The sequence below is a fragment of the Hymenobacter sp. UYP22 genome (assembly GCF_040547285.1).
In the GTDB taxonomy this organism is placed as follows: Bacteria; Bacteroidota; Bacteroidia; order Cytophagales; family Hymenobacteraceae; genus Hymenobacter.
Genome location: NZ_JBEPPK010000006.1, coordinates 81,895 through 99,036, shown reverse-complemented (window position 1 = coordinate 99,036; position 17,142 = coordinate 81,895). Strand labels below are relative to the sequence as shown.

The 17,142-nt window shown below is 57.9% G+C and carries 16 protein-coding genes and 1 pseudogene; 6 read left to right on the top strand and 11 right to left on the bottom strand.

Annotated elements, in window-relative coordinates; genetic code table 11:
- The first annotated feature begins 44 nt into the window (after window positions 1-44).
- Complete coding sequence (locus ABIB60_RS12150; protein ID WP_354580178.1) at window positions 45-1,319, top strand: chloride channel protein; 1,275 nt, start codon at window positions 45-47, stop codon at window positions 1,317-1,319.
- 63 nt (window positions 1,320-1,382) lie between these two features.
- Here the strand turns inward: ABIB60_RS12150 and ABIB60_RS12145 are convergent, their stop codons facing one another.
- The 8 genes from ABIB60_RS12145 to ABIB60_RS12110 form a co-directional block, all read right to left on the bottom strand.
- Window positions 1,383-2,387: a hypothetical protein gene (locus ABIB60_RS12145; protein ID WP_354580177.1), complete on the bottom strand. Its 1,005-nt coding sequence runs from the start codon at window positions 2,385-2,387 to the stop codon at window positions 1,383-1,385.
- A 25-nt stretch (window positions 2,388-2,412) separates the two neighbouring features.
- Entirely contained in the window at window positions 2,413-3,465 is a 1,053-nt protein-coding gene (locus tag ABIB60_RS12140) for a cytochrome-c peroxidase (protein WP_354580175.1), read from the bottom strand.
- 5 nt (window positions 3,466-3,470) lie between these two features.
- On the bottom strand, window positions 3,471-4,238 hold the full coding sequence (locus tag ABIB60_RS12135) for an MbnP family protein (protein ID WP_354580174.1): 768 nt from the start codon (window positions 4,236-4,238) through the stop codon (window positions 3,471-3,473).
- 104 nt (window positions 4,239-4,342) lie between these two features.
- A complete protein-coding gene (locus ABIB60_RS12130; RefSeq protein ID WP_354580172.1) occupies window positions 4,343-4,717 on the bottom strand; it encodes a hypothetical protein in 375 nt (124 codons plus the stop codon).
- A 77-nt stretch (window positions 4,718-4,794) separates the two neighbouring features.
- The gene (locus ABIB60_RS12125) at window positions 4,795-5,322 is read right to left on the bottom strand and encodes an NADPH-dependent FMN reductase (RefSeq protein ID WP_354580171.1); all 528 of its coding nucleotides are present in this window, start codon (window positions 5,320-5,322) and stop codon (window positions 4,795-4,797) included.
- A 143-nt stretch (window positions 5,323-5,465) separates the two neighbouring features.
- On the bottom strand, window positions 5,466-6,221 hold the full coding sequence (locus ABIB60_RS12120) for a succinate dehydrogenase/fumarate reductase iron-sulfur subunit (protein WP_354580405.1): 756 nt from the start codon (window positions 6,219-6,221) through the stop codon (window positions 5,466-5,468).
- 126 nt (window positions 6,222-6,347) lie between these two features.
- Window positions 6,348-8,282: a fumarate reductase/succinate dehydrogenase flavoprotein subunit gene (locus ABIB60_RS12115; protein ID WP_354580170.1), complete on the bottom strand. Its 1,935-nt coding sequence runs from the start codon at window positions 8,280-8,282 to the stop codon at window positions 6,348-6,350.
- Window positions 8,283-8,301: 19 nt separating this feature from the next.
- Window positions 8,302-8,976, bottom strand: a complete 675-nt coding sequence (locus ABIB60_RS12110; RefSeq protein ID WP_354580169.1) for a succinate dehydrogenase cytochrome b subunit — start codon at window positions 8,974-8,976, stop codon at window positions 8,302-8,304.
- Window positions 8,977-9,211: 235 nt separating this feature from the next.
- Here ABIB60_RS12110 and ABIB60_RS12105 point away from each other — a divergent pair, with 235 nt between their 5' ends.
- From ABIB60_RS12105 to fabD, 3 genes are all read left to right on the top strand, one after another.
- Entirely contained in the window at window positions 9,212-12,070 is a 2,859-nt protein-coding gene (locus ABIB60_RS12105; protein ID WP_354580168.1) for a T9SS type B sorting domain-containing protein, read from the top strand.
- A gap of 75 nt (window positions 12,071-12,145) precedes the next feature.
- Complete coding sequence (locus tag ABIB60_RS12100; RefSeq protein ID WP_354580167.1) at window positions 12,146-12,490, top strand: hypothetical protein; 345 nt, start codon at window positions 12,146-12,148, stop codon at window positions 12,488-12,490.
- Between the two features lie 114 nt (window positions 12,491-12,604).
- Window positions 12,605-13,492 carry an ACP S-malonyltransferase gene (gene fabD / locus ABIB60_RS12095; RefSeq protein ID WP_354580404.1) on the top strand — a complete coding sequence of 296 codons (888 nt, stop codon included), beginning with the start codon at window positions 12,605-12,607 and terminating at the stop codon, window positions 13,490-13,492.
- Between the two features lie 148 nt (window positions 13,493-13,640).
- On the opposite strand, the gene folK is transcribed toward fabD, so the two are convergent.
- Window positions 13,641-14,135 (bottom strand): 2-amino-4-hydroxy-6-hydroxymethyldihydropteridine diphosphokinase, encoded by a 495-nt coding sequence (gene folK, locus ABIB60_RS12090; RefSeq protein WP_354580166.1) that lies wholly within the window; start codon window positions 14,133-14,135, stop codon window positions 13,641-13,643.
- A gap of 5 nt (window positions 14,136-14,140) precedes the next feature.
- The gene (locus tag ABIB60_RS12085) at window positions 14,141-15,007 is read right to left on the bottom strand and encodes an alpha/beta hydrolase family protein (protein WP_354580165.1); all 867 of its coding nucleotides are present in this window, start codon (window positions 15,005-15,007) and stop codon (window positions 14,141-14,143) included.
- A 166-nt stretch (window positions 15,008-15,173) separates the two neighbouring features.
- On the opposite strand from ABIB60_RS12085, the gene ABIB60_RS12080 reads away from it, so the two are divergent.
- Window positions 15,174-16,154, top strand: a complete 981-nt coding sequence (locus tag ABIB60_RS12080; protein WP_354580164.1) for a polyprenyl synthetase family protein — start codon at window positions 15,174-15,176, stop codon at window positions 16,152-16,154.
- A gap of 119 nt (window positions 16,155-16,273) precedes the next feature.
- On the opposite strand, the gene ABIB60_RS12075 is transcribed toward ABIB60_RS12080, so the two are convergent.
- Entirely contained in the window at window positions 16,274-16,573 is a 300-nt protein-coding gene (locus ABIB60_RS12075; RefSeq protein WP_354580163.1) for a hypothetical protein, read from the bottom strand.
- Window positions 16,574-16,745: 172 nt separating this feature from the next.
- Between ABIB60_RS12075 and ABIB60_RS12070 the strand changes: the two are divergent.
- A pseudogene (locus ABIB60_RS12070) lies at window positions 16,746-17,132 on the top strand (cytochrome P450); the annotation flags it as partial.
- Window positions 17,133-17,142 lie beyond the last annotated feature (10 nt).

Sequence of the window (17,142 nt, the reverse complement as noted above, 5' to 3'; positions counted from 1 at the left end):
CTGCAGCCCGTACTTTTGCCCAGTCCGACTTAGTTATTCCGCCTATGAACCTTCGAGTGCGCCTGCTGCTGGCGGAATACCGGTTGTTACTGCTCTACGTGGGTCGCTGGCTGGGTTTATCGGCCCTGGTAGCGTTATTGGCTGGCACGGCCTCGGCAGCCTTTTTGGTGGCGTTGGAGTGGGTAACGGACTGGCGAGAAGCGCACGACTGGATGGTGGCTCTGCTGCCGCTGGGCGGGCTCTTGGTAGGAAGCTTGTACTACTACCTGGGGCAAAGCGTAGAGGCGGGCAACAACCTGATTCTTGATGAGATACACCAGCCCCGGACCCCTCTGCCGCTCCGGATGGTGCCGTTGGTGTTGCTTGGTACGCTGCTTACGCATTTGTTTGGGGGCTCAGCGGGCCGGGAAGGTACAGCCGTGCAAATGGGCGGCTCCCTGGCCGACCAGCTAACCCGTTGGCTGCGCGTTAGGCCCCAGGAGCGGCCTATACTGCTGGTTGCCGGTATCAGTGCCGGTTTTGCTTCGGTGTTCGGAACCCCGCTGGCTGGGGCCGTTTTTGGGCTGGAAGTGCTGCTGCTTGGCCGCCTGCGCTACACTGCTCTGGTACCCGCGTTGCTGGCTGCCGCCGGGGCCGACTGGGTGACCCGGGCCTGGGGAGTTGGCCATACGGCTTACCCCGTAGTGGCTGTGCCGGAGTTATCCGGGCTGAATTTGCTGCTGGCTGTAGGGGCCGGCGTGGCGTTTGGGCTGGTGAGCAGGCTATTTGGCAGCGTTACGCATGGTATTGGGGACGCCTTTAAAACCCGCGTTTCGTGGCCACCTCTGCGCCCGGTGCTGGGTGGCGCGGTGGTAGCGTTGCTGGTATGGGCGCTGGGCACTACTGCGTACATTGGGCTGGGGCTGCCTACTATCGTGGCGGCTTTTCAAGAGCCCGTACCGCCTTACGCCTTTGTCCTCAAACTACTCCTGACGGCCCTCACCTTGGGCGCGGGCTTTAAAGGAGGCGAGGTAACACCTCTGTTTTTTATTGGGGCCACGTTAGGTAACGCCCTTGGCCTGGTGCTGCCGCTTCCGCTCCCTTTGCTGACCGGTATGGGGTTTGTGGCGGTATTTGCCGGGGCTGCCAATACGCCTTTGGCCTGCACCCTCATGGCTATGGAGCTGTTTGGGAGTTCATGCGGGCTGTACGCTGGCTTGGCCTGCGTGAGCAGCTACTTATTCTCAGGGCACCGGGGCATTTATGGGGCTCAAGTGATAGGGGAGCCCAAGCACCGCCGCTGGCTAAGGCAGCAGGGTAAACGCCTCCGGGATATATAAGTAAGCGGAAACACATCATGCTTCAATAAGCTTAGGATAACGTGTTTCCGCTCACTGGTTTTATCACCGAATCAGATACTTGCTCTGCTTGAAACTGTAGCCCACTGACACCACCATGCGGCCCGCGCTGGCGGGGTGGTCGGTGGTGGCCGTGTACACGGGCAGTTGGAAGCTGGTATTCAGGGAGAAATTTCGGTAGTATATGTCTAAGCCTGGGCCCAGCATGGCATTGTTCATGGCGTGCTCCCCAGTGAGGCGGCCCTCAAACGTTTCGCCCGCTGTTTTCTCGTAGAAAAATTGCGCTGAGGGATAGAATTGCCACTTGTTGCCCTCGCCCAATGCTACCCGGTAGAACAGATTGGCAAAAGTGGTAGTGCTAGGAGCCAGTCCTTCATCGAGGGCATTGCGGGTGGCACGGCGGTAACTGCTGTTTACACTCAGGCCCACGTTCCGGAAGCTGCCGATATAGTTGGCGTACACGAACCCATCGGTAGTGCCTGTGCCGGGCTGGTTAAGAGTGGGGTAGCGGCGGCCCAGGGCAGTACGCCGCCGGTACTCACCGGTGGGTAGCTTGGCCCCGCCGCCTACTATCAGGCGACTCTGCACCCCGGCAGTTTCAATGTTGCGGATGAGGTGGTAGCCCGCAAATATCGTGGCATCCCCAATGCCTGCCAGGTTGAGCGTTGCACCATTGGCGCGAGCCGAGTTCATGACATAGGGCAGAAACGCATTCAACTCCAGGCGCTTGCTAAGGAAGTACTTCCCGCGCAACTCCACTACCCGGTAGATTTCGTAGTCGTTTGGGTCACCGTTGTGGGCGTGCCGAAAGTCAGCCGTAGTGTGGTTGAGGTGACGAGGCACGAAGGGACGGGCGGCGGCCGGGAAAAACTGCGGCTTCTGCCCGTAGCTCTGGTACCCGTTAAATACCCGGTAGCGGTGCATCAGGGCAAATCCGCTTTGGTTGTCGTAGGGCGTAATTCCCATGAAGCACCCGCAAATGTCGCAGGCGTGGCCCAGTGCTGCCCCCAACAGGAGGGGCAGCACCAGAAGTAGTACTTTCTTTCTCATACAGGAAAAAGGAAATGCCGGCAAGTCAGCGGCTTTCGGCCAGGCGCTTGTCGTGCAGAAATTCGGTGTCGGTGAGGGTTTGCAGGAAGGCCAGCAAATCCGTTTTTTCATCCTCAGTAAGCGAAATGCCCGGCCCACTGCCACTGCGGCGCAGCTGCACGTCCAGCGTCCCCGATTCTACCATTCCCGAGGCATAGTGGTCCAGCACCTCCCGCAGGGTCCTGAACCGGCCATCGTGCATGTAGGGTGGGGTGAGGGCCACGTTGCGCAGGCTGGGCACCTTAAAACGGCCCACATCCTGGGGGCGGCCGGTGATGTGCGCCCGCCCCGAGTCGGCCCAGAAGCTCCGGTCGAGTCCGTTGTTGCGGTAGGTTTCATCCGTAAATAGCTCCCCAGCGTGGCAGGAGCCGCACTTCTGGCGCATAATGGCTAGCCCTCGTACTTCGGCCCCGGTCAGCTCCCCACCTTTTTCCTGGCGTGCGTAGTGGTCGTAGCGGGAGTTGCTGCTGGTGAGGGAGGCGGTAAACTGCGCCAGCGCCTTTAGTAGTTGCTGGGAGGTGATGGGGCGGCTGCCGTACACTTGCTCGAAGCGCTGCTGATAGCTAGCATCAGCATTGAGCTTGCGCAGCACGTTTTCCAGCGTCTCGTCCATCTCCACGGGGTTAGTAATAGGAGCTAAAGGCATAGTTTCTATGTGCCTGGCCCCACCATCCCACATAAATTCTGCTCGCCACCGCAGGTTTTGCAAGGCCGGAGCATTGCGGGTACCCAGCAGGTTATCCACTCCGTGGCTGAGGCGGTGCTCTTGGTGAGCAAAGGCTACCTGCTGCTGGTGGCAACTGCCGCAGGAAACGTCGCCGGTGCGTGACAACAGCGGGTCATAGAACAGGGTGCGGCCCAGCGTAAAGGCTTCGCGGGTGGGCGGGTTCAGGCTAGCCGGATATGCTGGGGCCGGGAAATTGGTGGGCACTTCAGTACCAGGTACCTCCCAGGCGGGGGCCACATCGGTATTGGTAGTACAAGCCCCAAGCCCGGCCAACCCCCACAGGGCCAGCCAGGCAAGCTTAGAGCGCAGCATGCCAGCTAGTTGGCGTGAATATGCTCCACGCGGAACATGCCCACCGCCTGGTTGTCGGCCACCAGCACGGAGCTGCTGCCGCCCATGGTGTTGGAGAGGGTGGTGAAGTTGATGGTGTTGGGGCCCGTAAACATCCTCAGCACATCGGCCGCCAGGTGCACGGTCGGGTTCCGGTCTTTGCGCACCTGAATAACAGCGCCGTTAAGGGAAGGTGATACCGTGCGGATAGTGTTGTTCGGCTTCTTAAAGCCGCCAATGTGGAAGATAAGCTGGCGGTTGCCGCCGGCCTGGGGCGAGCTGCCTTCCATCTTGGTATAGATGTAACCCGAGTTCCAGGTCCAGAACATGCCATTGGCCGGGTCCAGAGCCCCCATCTGCGCACCCGAAACGTTGCGGACACTATCTACGCCCAGCACAAAACTGAGGGCAGTGTAGTCGCCGGCGGGCACGTTGTTCAGGGTAAAGGCTTTGCTGGCGGCGTCCGTTTCCTTTACCAAATGGTAGCTCTCCGGCTCAGCATACTCAGTGCCATCGGCCTTCTTCAGCTTAACATTGGAGATATAATAGTTGAACGTGGAAACTGTGAACTGCTGGCCCAGAGGTGTGAAATATGTGCCGGTATTCAGGGCTAAGGGAGCCGTGCCCACCACATTGTCTACTTCAATATCCAGAGTGCCAGCGGCCGGCACCGTTAGGTCGGCATCATCCTTACAGGCAGAAAGAGTAGTGGCCAGTGAAGCAACAAGCAGAAAAATAAATGAGCGAAATGTCATCAGGAAAGTCAGCAAAACGAAAAAATGGAAACAGCTGCCAACCAAGCCCCAATGAGGCTAGTGGTAGCAGCCCAGCGCAAGCGGCCGGGTAACCCAGATGTTCGTTAAGCTGCGGGAGGATGAAAAATGCTGTGCTCCGGCGAAAATGCGTAGCGCACGGCCACGGCTGGGGCAAACCGCCCGGGAGCCGCAAAGCCCATAGCCTGCGGTTGGAGGGCAAACTGCGCAGCAGGTGGCAGCACCTCGTATTTCACCTTGGCCAGGCCCCCAGGCGCTTTGCTCTCGGCATCCGAGGCTTTGCGGAGCTGTTTGCGCAGGTGGCACTTGCCGTTGCACTGCAGGCGGGGCTTGTCCTTATTCACGCAAAAAAGCTGCGTGATTTCCGCCTTACGGGCCTGGTAATCCAGTACCAGCAGCTCCCGACTAAACGTCTGGAACAAGAGCAGGATACACAGGAAGAGGGCGAAAAAGCGCGTCATGCCACCAAAACCAACAGGAGCCCGCAAGATAGGCACCACAGGCCAAACGGAGCCCTTTTACCGCAGAAATACGGCCATCAGAAGTGGAGAAGCTGGTCGGCCTGCTCTTGTAGCAGCTGCTGATACAAGGGTTCCATTAGGGTGCCATCCTCGGCCAGGTATTTATCAATGAGGGGCAAACGCACGCGTTGGGGCAGCACGGCCGTACCCAGGTACATCAGCACGTCGGTGAGGTGGTTGAGGGCTAATACTCCGCCTTGCGTACCCGTGCTCAGCCCCACCAAAGCAGCCTTCTTGCCCCGAATACCGCCCGGATAGGGCAGGCCATCAATGAAGGATTTGAGTACCCCCGGAAACGAACAGTTATATTCTGGCACCACAAATACTAGCTTGTCAGCTTGGGCCGCCATCTGTACGAGCTGGTTGAATTCTTCATTCTGGCCCGTGTTGTGATAAAGAGCCGTTGAGGTGAAATCTGCTGGTAAGACCCGTAAATCCAGGATTTGAGCTTCCACGCCGCGTTCTGCCAGCAAGTTCAGGTAGTAATCAGATAGGCGCCGGGCCCGGGAGTTGGGCCGGTTGGTACCCGCAATGATGGTTATCATTCAATGAAGCGTAAAGGTGGCCGGCAGTTCTCTGTATTTACTAATACGAGAGCTAAACCGGAAGCAAGATTACCGAAAAGCAAGAAGGCGAAACGGATTTCCGTTTCGCCTTCTTAGGAATTCTACAGCTATAACCCAGAAACCTACGCCAGGTTATTAGAAGTGGCTTTAGCCGCCAAAAATTCGTGGTTCAGGATGGCAATGTTTTCCAGGGAAATACCTACCGGGCACTCGGCCGCGCAGCTGCCAATGTTGGTGCAAGCGCCAAAACCTTCCTTATCCATTTGAGCTACCATGTTTTCTACGCGGGTTTTGCGCTCCACGTGGCCTTGGGGTAGCAGAGCCAACTGGCTAACCTTGGCCGACACGAACAGCATGGCCGAGGCGTTTTTGCAGGAGGCCACGCAGGCTCCGCAGCCAATGCAGGTCGCCGCTTCAAACGCTCGGTCTGCAATTTCCTTCGGCACCGGAATTTCGTTGGCATCGGGCGTACCGCCGGTGTTCACCGAAATGTAGCCCCCCGCCTGAATAATACGGTCAAAGGCCGAGCGGTCCACGCTCAAATCCTTATTTACCGGGAAAGCTGCCGCGCGCCAAGGTTCAATGGTGATGGTGTCACCATCGGAGAACTTGCGCATGTGCAACTGGCAGGTAGTGGTGCCGGCCTCGGGGCCGTGGGCGCGGCCATTGATAAACAGGTTGCAGGAACCACAAATGCCTTCGCGGCAGTCGTGGTCGAAGGCAACCGGCTCATCACCTTTGCGCAGCAGGTCTTCGTTAAGTACATCCAGCATTTCCAGAAACGACATATCCGGGGAAATGTCGCGCACCTGGTAATCAACGATGCCGCCTTGAGTATTACGATTTTTCTGCCGCCATACTTTCAGCGTCAGGTTCATCGGTTTGGCATTGGGGTTACTTCCAGCCATTGTATTTCAAGAGTATTGAGTAGTGAGTGTTGGGTAGCGAGAGGGGTGAGGTAGTGAGTAGGAGGTGTCTCGCTACTCACTACCTATTACTCACTACTACTTATAGCTGCGCTGCGTGAGCTTCACGTTTTCGAACTTCAGCTCTTCCTTGTTCAGGATTTCCGGCTGGTTTTCGCCCACGTACTGCCAGGCAGCCACGTACGCGTAGTTGTCGTCGTCGCGCTTGGCTTCGCCCTCTTCGGTGGCGTATTCCTCGCGGAAGTGACCACCGCAGCTTTCGTTGCGGTTGTAGGCGTCGTCCACCATCAGTTCACCCAGCTCCAGGAAGTCGGCTACGCGGCCGGCTTTCTCCAGAGCCTGGTTCATTTCGGCTTCCGTGCCTACCAGCTTCAGGTCGCTCCAGAACTCCTTACGCAGCTTCTGAATCTCGGCCTTGGCAAACTCCAGGCCTTTGGCCGTGCGCGCCATACCGCAGTATTCCCACATGATGTGGCCCAGAGCCTTGTGGAAATCATCGGGGGTGCGCGTACCGTTGATGCTCATCAGCTTCTGGATACGAGCCCGCACCTCGGCTTCAGCTTCTTTGAAAGCCGGGTGCTCAGTGGTAACGGGCTTGGGCGGCGTCTGGGCCAGGTAATCCCCAATGGTGTAGGGAATCACGAAGTAGCCGTCGGCCAGGCCCTGCATCAGGGCCGAAGCACCGAGGCGGTTAGCGCCGTGGTCGGAGAAGTTACACTCACCGGTAGCGTACAAGCCAGGGATGGTGGTTTGCAGGTTGTAGTCTACCCACAGGCCGCCCATGGTATAGTGCACGGCCGGGTAAATGCGCATGGGCTGCTCGTAGGGGTTTTCGCCGGTGATTTTGGCGTACATATCGAACAGGTTGCCGTACTTCTGGGCTACGGCTTCGGCGCCAGTGCGCTTAATGATTTCCGCGAAGTCGAGGTATACGGCCAGGCCTGAGGAGCCTACGCCGCGACCTTCGTCGCACATCTGCTTGGCGTTACGCGAGGCTACGTCGCGGGGCACCAGGTTACCGAAAGCGGGGTATTTGCGCTCCAGGAAGTAGTCACGCTCCTCTTCAGGAATGTCCTGCACCCGGATCTGACCGGCGCGCAGGCGCTCAGCCATTTCTTTGGAAGCTGGTACCCATACGCGGCCGTCGTTCCGCAGCGACTCCGACATCAGTGTCAGCTTCGACTGGTAATCACCGGAAACCGGAATACAGGTGGGGTGAATCTGGGTGAAGCAAGGGTTGGCGAAGTACGCGCCCTTTTTGTGGGCCCGCCAGGGTGCGGTTACGTTGCAGTACTTGGCGTTGGTGCTCAGGTAGAACACGTTGCCATAGCCGCCGGTAGCCAGCACTACTGCATGGGCCGAGTGCTGCTCTATCTCACCGTTAATTAGGTTACGGGTGATAATACCGCGGGCCTGACCATCCACTACTACCACATCCAGCATTTCGGAGCGGGTGTAGAGCTTCACTTTGCCGTAGGCCACCTGGCGCGACAGGGCTGAGTAAGCACCCAACAACAGCTGCTGGCCGGTCTGGCCCCGGGCGTAGAACGTGCGGCTAACCTGCGCACCCCCGAAAGAGCGGTTGGCCAGCAGCCCACCATACTCGCGGGCGAAGGGTACACCCTGGGCCACGCACTGGTCGATGATGCTTACGGATACCTGCGCCAGACGGTACACGTTGGCTTCACGGGCCCGGTAGTCACCACCCTTGATGGTATCATAGAACAAGCGGTGCACCGAGTCACCGTCGTTCTGGTAGTTTTTGGCGGCATTAATACCACCCTGAGCCGCAATGGAGTGCGCCCGGCGGGGAGAGTCGTGGTAGGTGAAGGCCTTCACGTTGTAGCCCAGCTCGGCCAGGGAAGCCGCTGCCGAAGCGCCGGCCAGGCCGGTGCCTACTACAATAATGTCGTATTTCCGCTTGTTGGCGGGGTTTACGAGCTTAACGTTGAATTTATGCGTGTCCCATTTTTCGGCCAGCGGGCCTTCGGGAATTTTGGAATCCGGAAACATAGGCTGTCGAGGTGAGAATTTATTTCGCGAAGAAGAAGTAGAGCGGCATGGCAGCAAAGGCAGCGCACACAATAATGGAGAAAGCATAGCCCACAAACTTGATGGCGGGCGTGTATTTCCGGTGCGTGAGGCCCAGCGTCTGGAAAGCGCTGCCGAAACCGTGGAGCAGGTGGTACAGCAAAGCAATCTGCGCTACCACGTACAAGGCCACGTAGAATGGGTTTTTGAAAGCGGCCAGCACCAGGGCGTAGGCATCTTCGTTGCCGTTGGCGTCGCGTGGTACATCGGTGAAGCGCAGAGAACCAAAGAAATTGTACAGGTGCACAATCAGGAAAAACAGCACGATGGAACCCAGCATGGCCATGCTGCGGGAGTGCCAGGAGCTGTTCTGCTCAATGTGGTCGGACACGTAGCCCTGACCGCCGCGGGCAGCACGGTTTTTGATAGCCAGGCTCAGGCCCTCGTAAATGTGAAAGCCGAAGCCTAACACCAGCCCAATCTCCAACGTGCGGATGATTGGGTTGTGGCCCATAAACTCGGAATAGGCATTGAAGGCAACACCATTATCATCCTTGAACAGCTGCAGATTACCTACCAGGTGCACTACCAGGAAGGAGCAGAGAAACAAGCCGGTAACGGCCATGATGATTTTGCGGCCGATGCTGCTGGAAAGGGTTTTTGAAATCCAACTCATAGAGAGCTACTAAAGGGGTTTTTGGGTAGGTCGGTATGACGGTCAAAGGTAGCCCCGAACCCAGTAGGAAACAATCTAGATAAGGGCTGCGCGTTAGGTGAATCTATCCGGCACCAACTCCGTTAGTACTTTGCGCCAGAGTATAACCGGGGCTCCTTTTTTTTGTTAGGTTCCTGCCGGCTTTTTGCTGACCTTCCTTTTCTTCTGTTCTCCCGCCTGTCAAGCCGCTGAGTGTATGAGTATTCTGTTACGTAATCGTTCTTGGCGGCTATGGCTGGCTGGGTTATTTATGCTGGTGACTTGGCTGGTTACAGGCCCGGCCGCATATGCCACTCACTTGCGGGCTGGTGATATCCAGGCCAAAACCGATACCACGGCCGCCCGCAATCCCCGCCGCATCTTTTTCAAGATGGTGCTCTACACCTCAGCGGAGCCCAGCTCGGCCGACGAGCCGAACGTCAACATCTACTTCGGGGATAATACCTGCGCTACGGGCAGCAACGCCATTCCGCGCTTTGGGAACCGACAGCGCATTTCGCCGGATACTTACCGGAACGTGTATTATTTTGAGCATACCTATAATTCTCCCGGTACTTATGAGGTGATATACCTGAACAACTTCCGGGTAAGTGGCGTGATTAATATGTTTAACTCTATTGGTACGCCTTTTAAAATATCAACCCGAGTTACCATTGATCCGTTTCTGCAGAATACCTCCCCGGTGCTGCAGGCGGCTCCTATTGACAGAGCAGCAGTGCGGCAGGTGTTTCTGCATAATCCAGCAGCTTTTGATGCCGACGGCGACTCTTTGGCCTATGAGTTACGGCCTAGCCAACAGGCTCCCACGCCCCCGGCCTGCACGGTGGTAGCAACCGATGTAGCCGGTTTCCGCTACCCCAATGACCCAGCCTTGGGCGGAAACCCGCGGCAGGTGGCGTACGTGGGCCCACCCGTAGGCGTACCAGATGATCCGGCTATTTTCGTGCAAAATCCTCGTACGGGGCAGATTACCTGGAATTCTCCTGCTTTGCAGGGCGTGTACAATATTGCCTTTGTAGTGAAGGAGTACCGCCGCATTCCGGGTGCCAAAGCGCGCCTGATAGGGGAGGTGGTGCGTGATATGCAGATTTTTGTGCAGGCTACTACCAATCAACGACCTACGATTGTGGTACCGGCGGATATCTGCGTGGTGGCCAATACACCCGTCCCGAATGGAGTAGTTACCGCCACCGACCCCGACAACAATCCCATCTTACTCGAGGCATTTGGTGGTATGCTGCCCCGGCCCGCCTCGTTCACCCAAACTAGCCAGGGGCCGCCTACTGCCCGGGGTGTATTCCAGTGGACGCCCACCTGCGCCGATATTCGCCAGGAACCTCACCAAGTGTTATTCAAGGCTACCGACGTGCCCGTGGCCGGACAGGTGCCCCTCATCGACCAGCGCGTGTGGAACATTACTGTGGTAGGGCCGGCTCCGCAGAACCTGCGGGCGGCGTTGCAGGGCAGTACTGCCCGGCTTGATTGGGACAGTTACAGCTGCCCAAACCCTGGAGCGCAGATGCTGATTTTCCGCCGCGAGAATTCTTATCCTTTTACGCCGGGGCCCTGTGAAACGGGTTTGCCCGCTGCTGCCGGCTACGTGCAGGTGGGCTCAGTAGGGGTAGGGTCCCGCACGTTCCTAGATGATAACAACGGGAAAGGTCTTGACCGGGGTAAAACCTATTGCTACCGGATTTATGTGCAATTCGCCTCACCGGGCCTGGGGGCCAGCATTGCTTCCAACGAGGCCTGCGTAACGCTGAGCGGCCGCTCCGCCCGCCTTACCAACGTGACCGTTGACCGTACCGACGCCGCCAACGGACAAATTACGGTGCGGTGGACGAAGCCGACCTCTACGGCTGGCTTTGGCCCTTCGCGGGGGTACCGGTTGTTCCGGGCTACGGGCCTGAACCCGGCGGCGGCAGCCTTCACCCAAGTGTACACCTCTACCAATCTGGAGGACACCACCTTCGTAAACGCTGGCTTGAATACCACTGCCAACACGTACACGTACCGCCTCGATTTCTACAATGTAGCGGTAGCTGGTGCAGCCGAAGCAGTTGAAGTGGCCGGCCCGGCCTCCAGCGTGCGGGTTACCGGTACCCCGAACCCCACAGCCAACAGCATTGCGCTGGCCTGGACGTACCAGGTGCCCTGGGACAATACGAAGCGGCCAACCACCATTTACCGCCGGGAAAATACTGCCGGAGCGTTCCGGCCCATTGCCAAAGTGACCGGAACGGCCACGGGCGGTACCTATGTAGACCAGGGCACGGTGGGCGGCCCGCTTGTGAAAGGCCGCACCTACTGCTACTATGTAAAAACCAACGGTACGTACGACGCCACGCGCCCAGATTCCCTGATTAACCTCAGCCAGGAGCAGTGCGTGAGTCTGCTTACCATTCCGTGCACGCCGGTACTCACCCTGAAACCCACTAACTGCGACAGTCTGGCCAGCCGCCTCTTCGATTTGCCGGTAACGCCCTTGGGTGGGCAGGTGTACAGCAACAGCCTGAGCTGGACGCTCAGCAGCCTGCCAACAGCTGACTGTAGCCGGGATATTGTCTCGTACATTATTTTCTACGCTGCCACTGATGCCGACCCGCTGCAGGAGCTTACTCGGGTGCCGGGTACGCAAACTACCTATCTGCACCAGGGCCTCACCTCGGCGCAGGGCTGCTACGCCGTGCAGGCCGTGGATGCAAATGGAGCCGTGAGTGCCCTTAGCAACAAGGAGTGTAAGGATAATTGCCTGCTATTCCTGCTACCCAACATCTTTACACCGAACGGTGACGGCAAAAACGACACGTTCCGGCCCAAGGTGTTCAGCCCGATTGAGCGCACGGCAGTGAAAATATTCAACCGCTGGGGCGTGAAAGTTTACGAAAGTGACAAAGACCCGCTGATTAACTGGACTGGCGGCGGCAGTGGCTCCGAGGGCAACTCCGCCGGCCGGGTGTCGGATGGCATGTACTTCTACCAGGCTGAGGTGGAGTTCAAAGATGCCAACCGTACCAAGCGCACATTCAAGGGCTGGGTGCAGATTAACCGCTAACAGCCGCCGAATCTTATGCGTATAGCTAGGGCCCGTTCACTGCTGAACGGGCCCTTTGTTTTTTCAATCCTTTCTATGAAACAGCTTCCTTTCTTTGCCAGCATGCTGGTGTTAGCCGCTTGTAACTCCGCCCAGTCGGTAAGTACCACGGAGCAAGCCCCAACCGGGCAAACACCCGCTGCTGCTATTTCGGGCACTGAAGTTAGAACTGAGCAACAGGCTGCGGCGGTGGCTACGCGCTATTTTCGCTCCTTGCCCGACTCGGCGGTGTACTTGGTGCCCACCCTGCGGGTGATGGATGCCGGCCCGCGCTGGCAGGTGCTGGTGAAGCGTTCCGATCGGGTAAATATCAAGCCCGATGGTAGCGCCATTGAAATTGATAAGCAGACCGGCGTCATCAGCACAGTGGCGGTGAAGTAGCCGGTTGCGTTGTGCATTTGTGCAGTTTTGTGCAGCTTGCACCCTTACTTGCACCACCCTGGCAGCTGATGAATCAGCCCAATTTCGGGCCTTCAGCTGCGTAATTCCCCCATGATGAAAGCAATTATTTTCCCCGGCCAAGGCAGCCAGTTCAGCGGCATGGGCCGCGACTTGTACGAGCAGCACCCAGAGGCCAAGCGGCTAATGGATCAGGCCGACGATATTCTGGGCTTTTCCCTGACCGATATCATGTTTTCGGGCTCGGAGGAAGACCTGCGCCGTACCGATGTAACCCAGCCGGCCATCTTCCTGCATTCCGTAGCCCTGGCCGCCGTGCTCCCCGATTTTCGTCCCGATATGGTGGCGGGCCACTCCCTGGGCGAGTTTTCGGCGTTGGTAGCAGCTAAAGTGCTGCGCTTCGAAGACGCTCTGCGGCTGGTAGCCCAGCGGGCACAGGCTATGCAGGCCGCTTGCCTGGAGCAGCCCGGCACCATGGCCGCCATTCTGGCCCTGGATGACGATACCACGGCCCGCATCTGTCAAGAAATTACGGATGGCGGCCATGTGGTAGTAGCCGCCAATTACAACTGTCCTGGCCAACTAGTAGTGTCTGGCTCCCAGCGCGGCATTGAACTGGCCTGCGAGCAGCTAAAGGCCGCCGGCGCCAAGCGTGCCCTGCCGCTGCCGGTGGGCGGTGCTTTCCACTCGCCCCTGATGAAGTCGGCAGAAACAGCACTGGCCGAGGCCATTGCCAAAACTACTTTCTCGGCCGGTATCTGCCCCGTGTACCAGAACGTGGATGCGGCCCCGCACACCAACCCCGACGAAATCCGGGAAAACCTGGTGCGCCAACTCACGGCCCCGGTTCGTTGGACGCAGAGCGTGCAGCGCATGGTGCAGGATGGCGCAACCGAGTTTGTTGAGTGCGGCCCCGGCAAAGTACTGCAAGGCTTGGTGAAGAAAATTGCCCCGGAAGTAGCCGTCAGCTCGGCGGCAGTGTAGGCCGCCAGTATATAAACAAGAAAGGCCCGCTAACTATTTGGCGGGCCTTTCTTGTTTGAGAGCTACGGGCAAAGTCTATCTTTCTCCATGACTGTTATTCTTCGCTCTGCTCAGGATGACAGCGTTTTCGGCTTTCCAAACCGCTCCGCTAGTGCATTGTCTGGTTGTAGGAGGCGACGGGTAATTTATCAGGGCAATTTTCCAAGAGTTCTATTACCCTTTGATGGAAAACTGGGTGTACTGCTGCCGCCGCAATTTCGGCTAGCGGTACTAGTGCAAACCGGCGCTCTGGTAGGCGGGGGTGCGGTATCTGGAGGTGGGGCGCGTCTACAATCAGGTTGTCGTACAGCAGAATATCCACGTCCAGGGTGCGGGCTCCCCAGTGTACGAGCCGCTGCCGCCCGGCCTGCTGCTCGGTGGCCTGACAGGCAGCTAATAGTTGTTCCGGCGAAAGAGAAGTTTCCAGCCGCACTGCCTGGTTCAGGAAGGCGGGCTGATCCTCTAGGCCCCAAGCGGCGGTTTCATACAAGCTTGATGTAGCTGCCACGACACCCGCCGTAGCCGCAAGATGCTGGATGGCCGATTGAAGAATGGCGGTCCGGTTGCCAAGGTTGGAACCGAGTAGAAGATAAGCAGTAGGCATAGCAGTTACAACACGCGCCGCAGGAACTCTGCCGTTGCCTCAGCGGCTTGTAGGGCCTCCGCGGGTAGCTTGGTGCTCGACCACGGATGCGCCCCGCCAAAATTGTGCGTTACGCTGGGCAGAACGAGTAACTCGGCGGTGGGCTGCCACTGCTTCAGCTGCTGGGCCCGCTGCATGGGTACAGTTTCGTCCTGGTCGCCGTGGATGATGAGCAAGGGGCGGCCGCGCAGCTTGCGTCGCAGGTTGTGGCGGATATCGAGGCGCAGACGGTTCTGGTGGTAGTCTTCCACAATCTGAAAGTACAGCGGCAGCTGCTGGTGGGTACGGCTGTTTTCTACGTGAAATACACCCTGTTGCTGCCACTGCTGCATCAGGGGCTCCGACCAGCCGGGGTTCACGTCACTGATGGCTGCCCAGGTTACTACGGCCTGCACGCGCGGGTCTTCGGCCGTTTTCAGCAGGACCAGCCCGCCGCCGCGGCTGTGCCCAATGAGGGCCAGCCGCGAGAAATCAACTTCCGCGGCCGGAATAGATTCGGCGGTGGGCAGGTAATCCAGCAAAGCGCCGATATCGTCCAGCTCCAGGCTGAAGTTGTTCTGGCCGAAAGCCTCCAGGTCTTCCAGGTCGCCGGTGCCGCCTACCACTAGGCCGTTGTGCGAGAGGTTCAGCTTCACAAACACAAATCCTTGGTAGGCAAACCAATCGGCCAGCACGTTGAAGTGGCCCCAGTCTTTAAAACCCTTGAAGCCGTGCACAAATACTACCACCGGCTTCGGGCGGCCATCGGCCACAAATCGGGCATCGGCCGCAAATGGGCGGCTGTGTCGGGTGCTGGAGAGTACGAAGTCGACGGAAGTAGGCTGGGTAGGCATGGGAGCGAAGGTAGGTCCTGGGCAAATTAAGCCGGTGAAACAGTTAATAGCGTGTAGCAACAGCGGTATTTTCCTTGTTAAGCAGAAAACAACCTCTCCATCCCCACTTTCAGCTCCGCACTATTTCAACGTTTACCCGTATCATTGCACGCCCCAAATTACCCGCATGACCGTTACGCTGGACCAGATACAGGCTCCCATTGCCGCCGAAATGGAGGAATTCGAACAGAAATTCCGCCAGTCCATGCAAACCCGTCAGCTGCTGCTGGATAAAATCATGGGCTACATTGTGAAGCGCAAGGGCAAGCAGATCCGGCCCATGTTTGTGTTCTTCACGGCTAAAATTAGCGGCGGCGACCCGCTGCCGGAAGCCACTTACCGTGGTGCCGCCCTCATTGAGCTGCTGCACACGGCCACCCTGGTGCACGATGATGTGGTGGACGAGAGCAACTACCGGCGGGGCTTTTTCAGCGTGAATGCCCTCTGGAAAAACAAAATTGCCGTGCTGGTAGGTGACTACCTGCTGAGCAAGGGCCTGCTCCTGAGCCTGGAAAACAACGATTACGAGCTGCTCAAAATTGTGAGCAACGCCGTGAAGGAACTGAGTGAGGGCGAACTGCTGCAGATTGAGAAAGCCCGCCGCCTCGATATAACCGAGGACGTGTATTTCGATATTATTCGCCAGAAAACGGCCTCCCTCATTGCGTCCTGCTGCGCCGTGGGGGCCGCCTCCACCGGGGCCGACGCCGCTACCATTGAGCGGGCCCGCCTGTTTGGGGAGAAAGTGGGTATGGCTTTCCAGATCAAGGACGACTTGTTCGACTTCGGCACCGATGAAATTGGCAAGCCCGTGGGCATTGATATCAAGGAAAAGAAAATGACGTTGCCTCTTATTCATGCGCTCAGCCAGGCCGATTGGCTGACCAAGCGCCGCGTCATCTTCAATGTGAAAAACAACGACGGCCGCAAAGACCGGGTGCAGGCCGTTATTGACTTTGTAAAGCAGTCGGGCGGGCTGGAATACGCTATTCGGGTGATGCAGCGGTACCGCGACGAAGCCCTGGCAATCCTGTACACCTTCCCCGCATCATCGTCCCGCACTTCGCTGGAGCAGCTCATCAACTACACTATTGAGCGGGAGAAATAACCCAGTGGGAGAAACTCAACAGCAACAAAACGCCCCTGCTGCACACGTGTGCAGCAGGGGCGTTTTGTAAGATGAAGCCAGTATTGCTGGCAGGTAGCTACCGGCATTTTGCAGGCCAGTTAAGCCTTCACCTGGTAAGCAATACTTTCCGGCTTCACTTCGGATACCTCAAAGTGTACGCCGTCGAAGTTGCTCTTGACGGTTATTTCGTGGGTCATGTCGCAGCCGGGACACTTTATTTCCTCGGTTTCGTATTGGCCGTCGTCTTCGGTGGAGTTGGCGAGGTGGTCGGCAGCGGGTACCCCAATCAAGTCGGTGAATACCTCGGTGTTACACTGGTTGCATTCGAATTTGAGGCCTACAGTGCGGCCTTGCAGTTCATCAACGGGGGCGGGGGTGCTTTTCTGTTGAATCCACATAAGAAAGCGGAAGTTTGGTTGTAGAAGGAGAAGAGTACGGCTGGCCACGCGGGCCTCTGGAAGGCTGTACGCGGAAAGGCGGCCATTAGGTTATTTCAACGAAGCGCATCTTCGCCTATTAACCGGTGTTGTACATTCCAGGGTCTTTTCCTATTCCAGAAATAGTTTACCTATGTCCGTATCTGATGTAGTTGATGCGCAGCCGGTCACGCTGCCGCAGGTGCCGCGCTGGCGCACCTTGCTGGGCTCCTTGGCCATGGCCCGGCAACCTATCCAAAACCTCGACCGGGTACTCGCCCAACACGGCGACACGGTGCGGCTGTACCTGGGCGGTCTGCGCCCCGCCGTCATTACCCGCAACCCGGCTCTTGCCCAGCACATCCTCCAGAAAAACCACCGCCGTTACCTCAAATCCGACCTAACGCACGGCCTGATCCGGTACTTGGGACGGGGCCTCCTCACCAACGAGGGGGCCGACTGGCTTCGGCAGCGCCGCCTGATTCAGCCCGGCTTTCACCGCCAGCGCCTCACGGCCCTTACCCGCCTGATGCAGGAGGTAGTGGAGCACA

What these genes read in the sequence shown, in the direction of transcription:
- ABIB60_RS12150 (WP_354580178.1), top strand. Translation starts at nt 45, where the DNA reads ATGAACCTTCGAGTGCGCCTGCTGCTGGCGGAATACCGGTTGTTACTG.
- ABIB60_RS12145 (WP_354580177.1), bottom strand. Translation starts at nt 2,387, where the DNA reads ATGAGAAAGAAAGTACTACTTCTGGTGCTGCCCCTCCTGTTGGGGGCA.
- ABIB60_RS12140 (WP_354580175.1), bottom strand. Translation starts at nt 3,465, where the DNA reads ATGCTGCGCTCTAAGCTTGCCTGGCTGGCCCTGTGGGGGTTGGCCGGG.
- ABIB60_RS12135 (WP_354580174.1), bottom strand. Translation starts at nt 4,238, where the DNA reads ATGACATTTCGCTCATTTATTTTTCTGCTTGTTGCTTCACTGGCCACT.
- ABIB60_RS12130 (WP_354580172.1), bottom strand. Translation starts at nt 4,717, where the DNA reads ATGACGCGCTTTTTCGCCCTCTTCCTGTGTATCCTGCTCTTGTTCCAG.
- ABIB60_RS12125 (WP_354580171.1), bottom strand. Translation starts at nt 5,322, where the DNA reads ATGATAACCATCATTGCGGGTACCAACCGGCCCAACTCCCGGGCCCGG.
- ABIB60_RS12120 (WP_354580405.1), bottom strand. Translation starts at nt 6,221, where the DNA reads ATGAACCTGACGCTGAAAGTATGGCGGCAGAAAAATCGTAATACTCAA.
- ABIB60_RS12115 (WP_354580170.1), bottom strand. Translation starts at nt 8,282, where the DNA reads ATGTTTCCGGATTCCAAAATTCCCGAAGGCCCGCTGGCCGAAAAATGG.
- ABIB60_RS12110 (WP_354580169.1), bottom strand. Translation starts at nt 8,976, where the DNA reads ATGAGTTGGATTTCAAAAACCCTTTCCAGCAGCATCGGCCGCAAAATC.
- ABIB60_RS12105 (WP_354580168.1), top strand. Translation starts at nt 9,212, where the DNA reads ATGAGTATTCTGTTACGTAATCGTTCTTGGCGGCTATGGCTGGCTGGG.
- ABIB60_RS12100 (WP_354580167.1), top strand. Translation starts at nt 12,146, where the DNA reads ATGAAACAGCTTCCTTTCTTTGCCAGCATGCTGGTGTTAGCCGCTTGT.
- fabD (WP_354580404.1), top strand. Translation starts at nt 12,605, where the DNA reads ATGAAAGCAATTATTTTCCCCGGCCAAGGCAGCCAGTTCAGCGGCATG.
- folK (WP_354580166.1), bottom strand. Translation starts at nt 14,135, where the DNA reads ATGCCTACTGCTTATCTTCTACTCGGTTCCAACCTTGGCAACCGGACC.
- ABIB60_RS12085 (WP_354580165.1), bottom strand. Translation starts at nt 15,007, where the DNA reads ATGCCTACCCAGCCTACTTCCGTCGACTTCGTACTCTCCAGCACCCGA.
- ABIB60_RS12080 (WP_354580164.1), top strand. Translation starts at nt 15,174, where the DNA reads ATGACCGTTACGCTGGACCAGATACAGGCTCCCATTGCCGCCGAAATG.
- ABIB60_RS12075 (WP_354580163.1), bottom strand. Translation starts at nt 16,573, where the DNA reads ATGTGGATTCAACAGAAAAGCACCCCCGCCCCCGTTGATGAACTGCAA.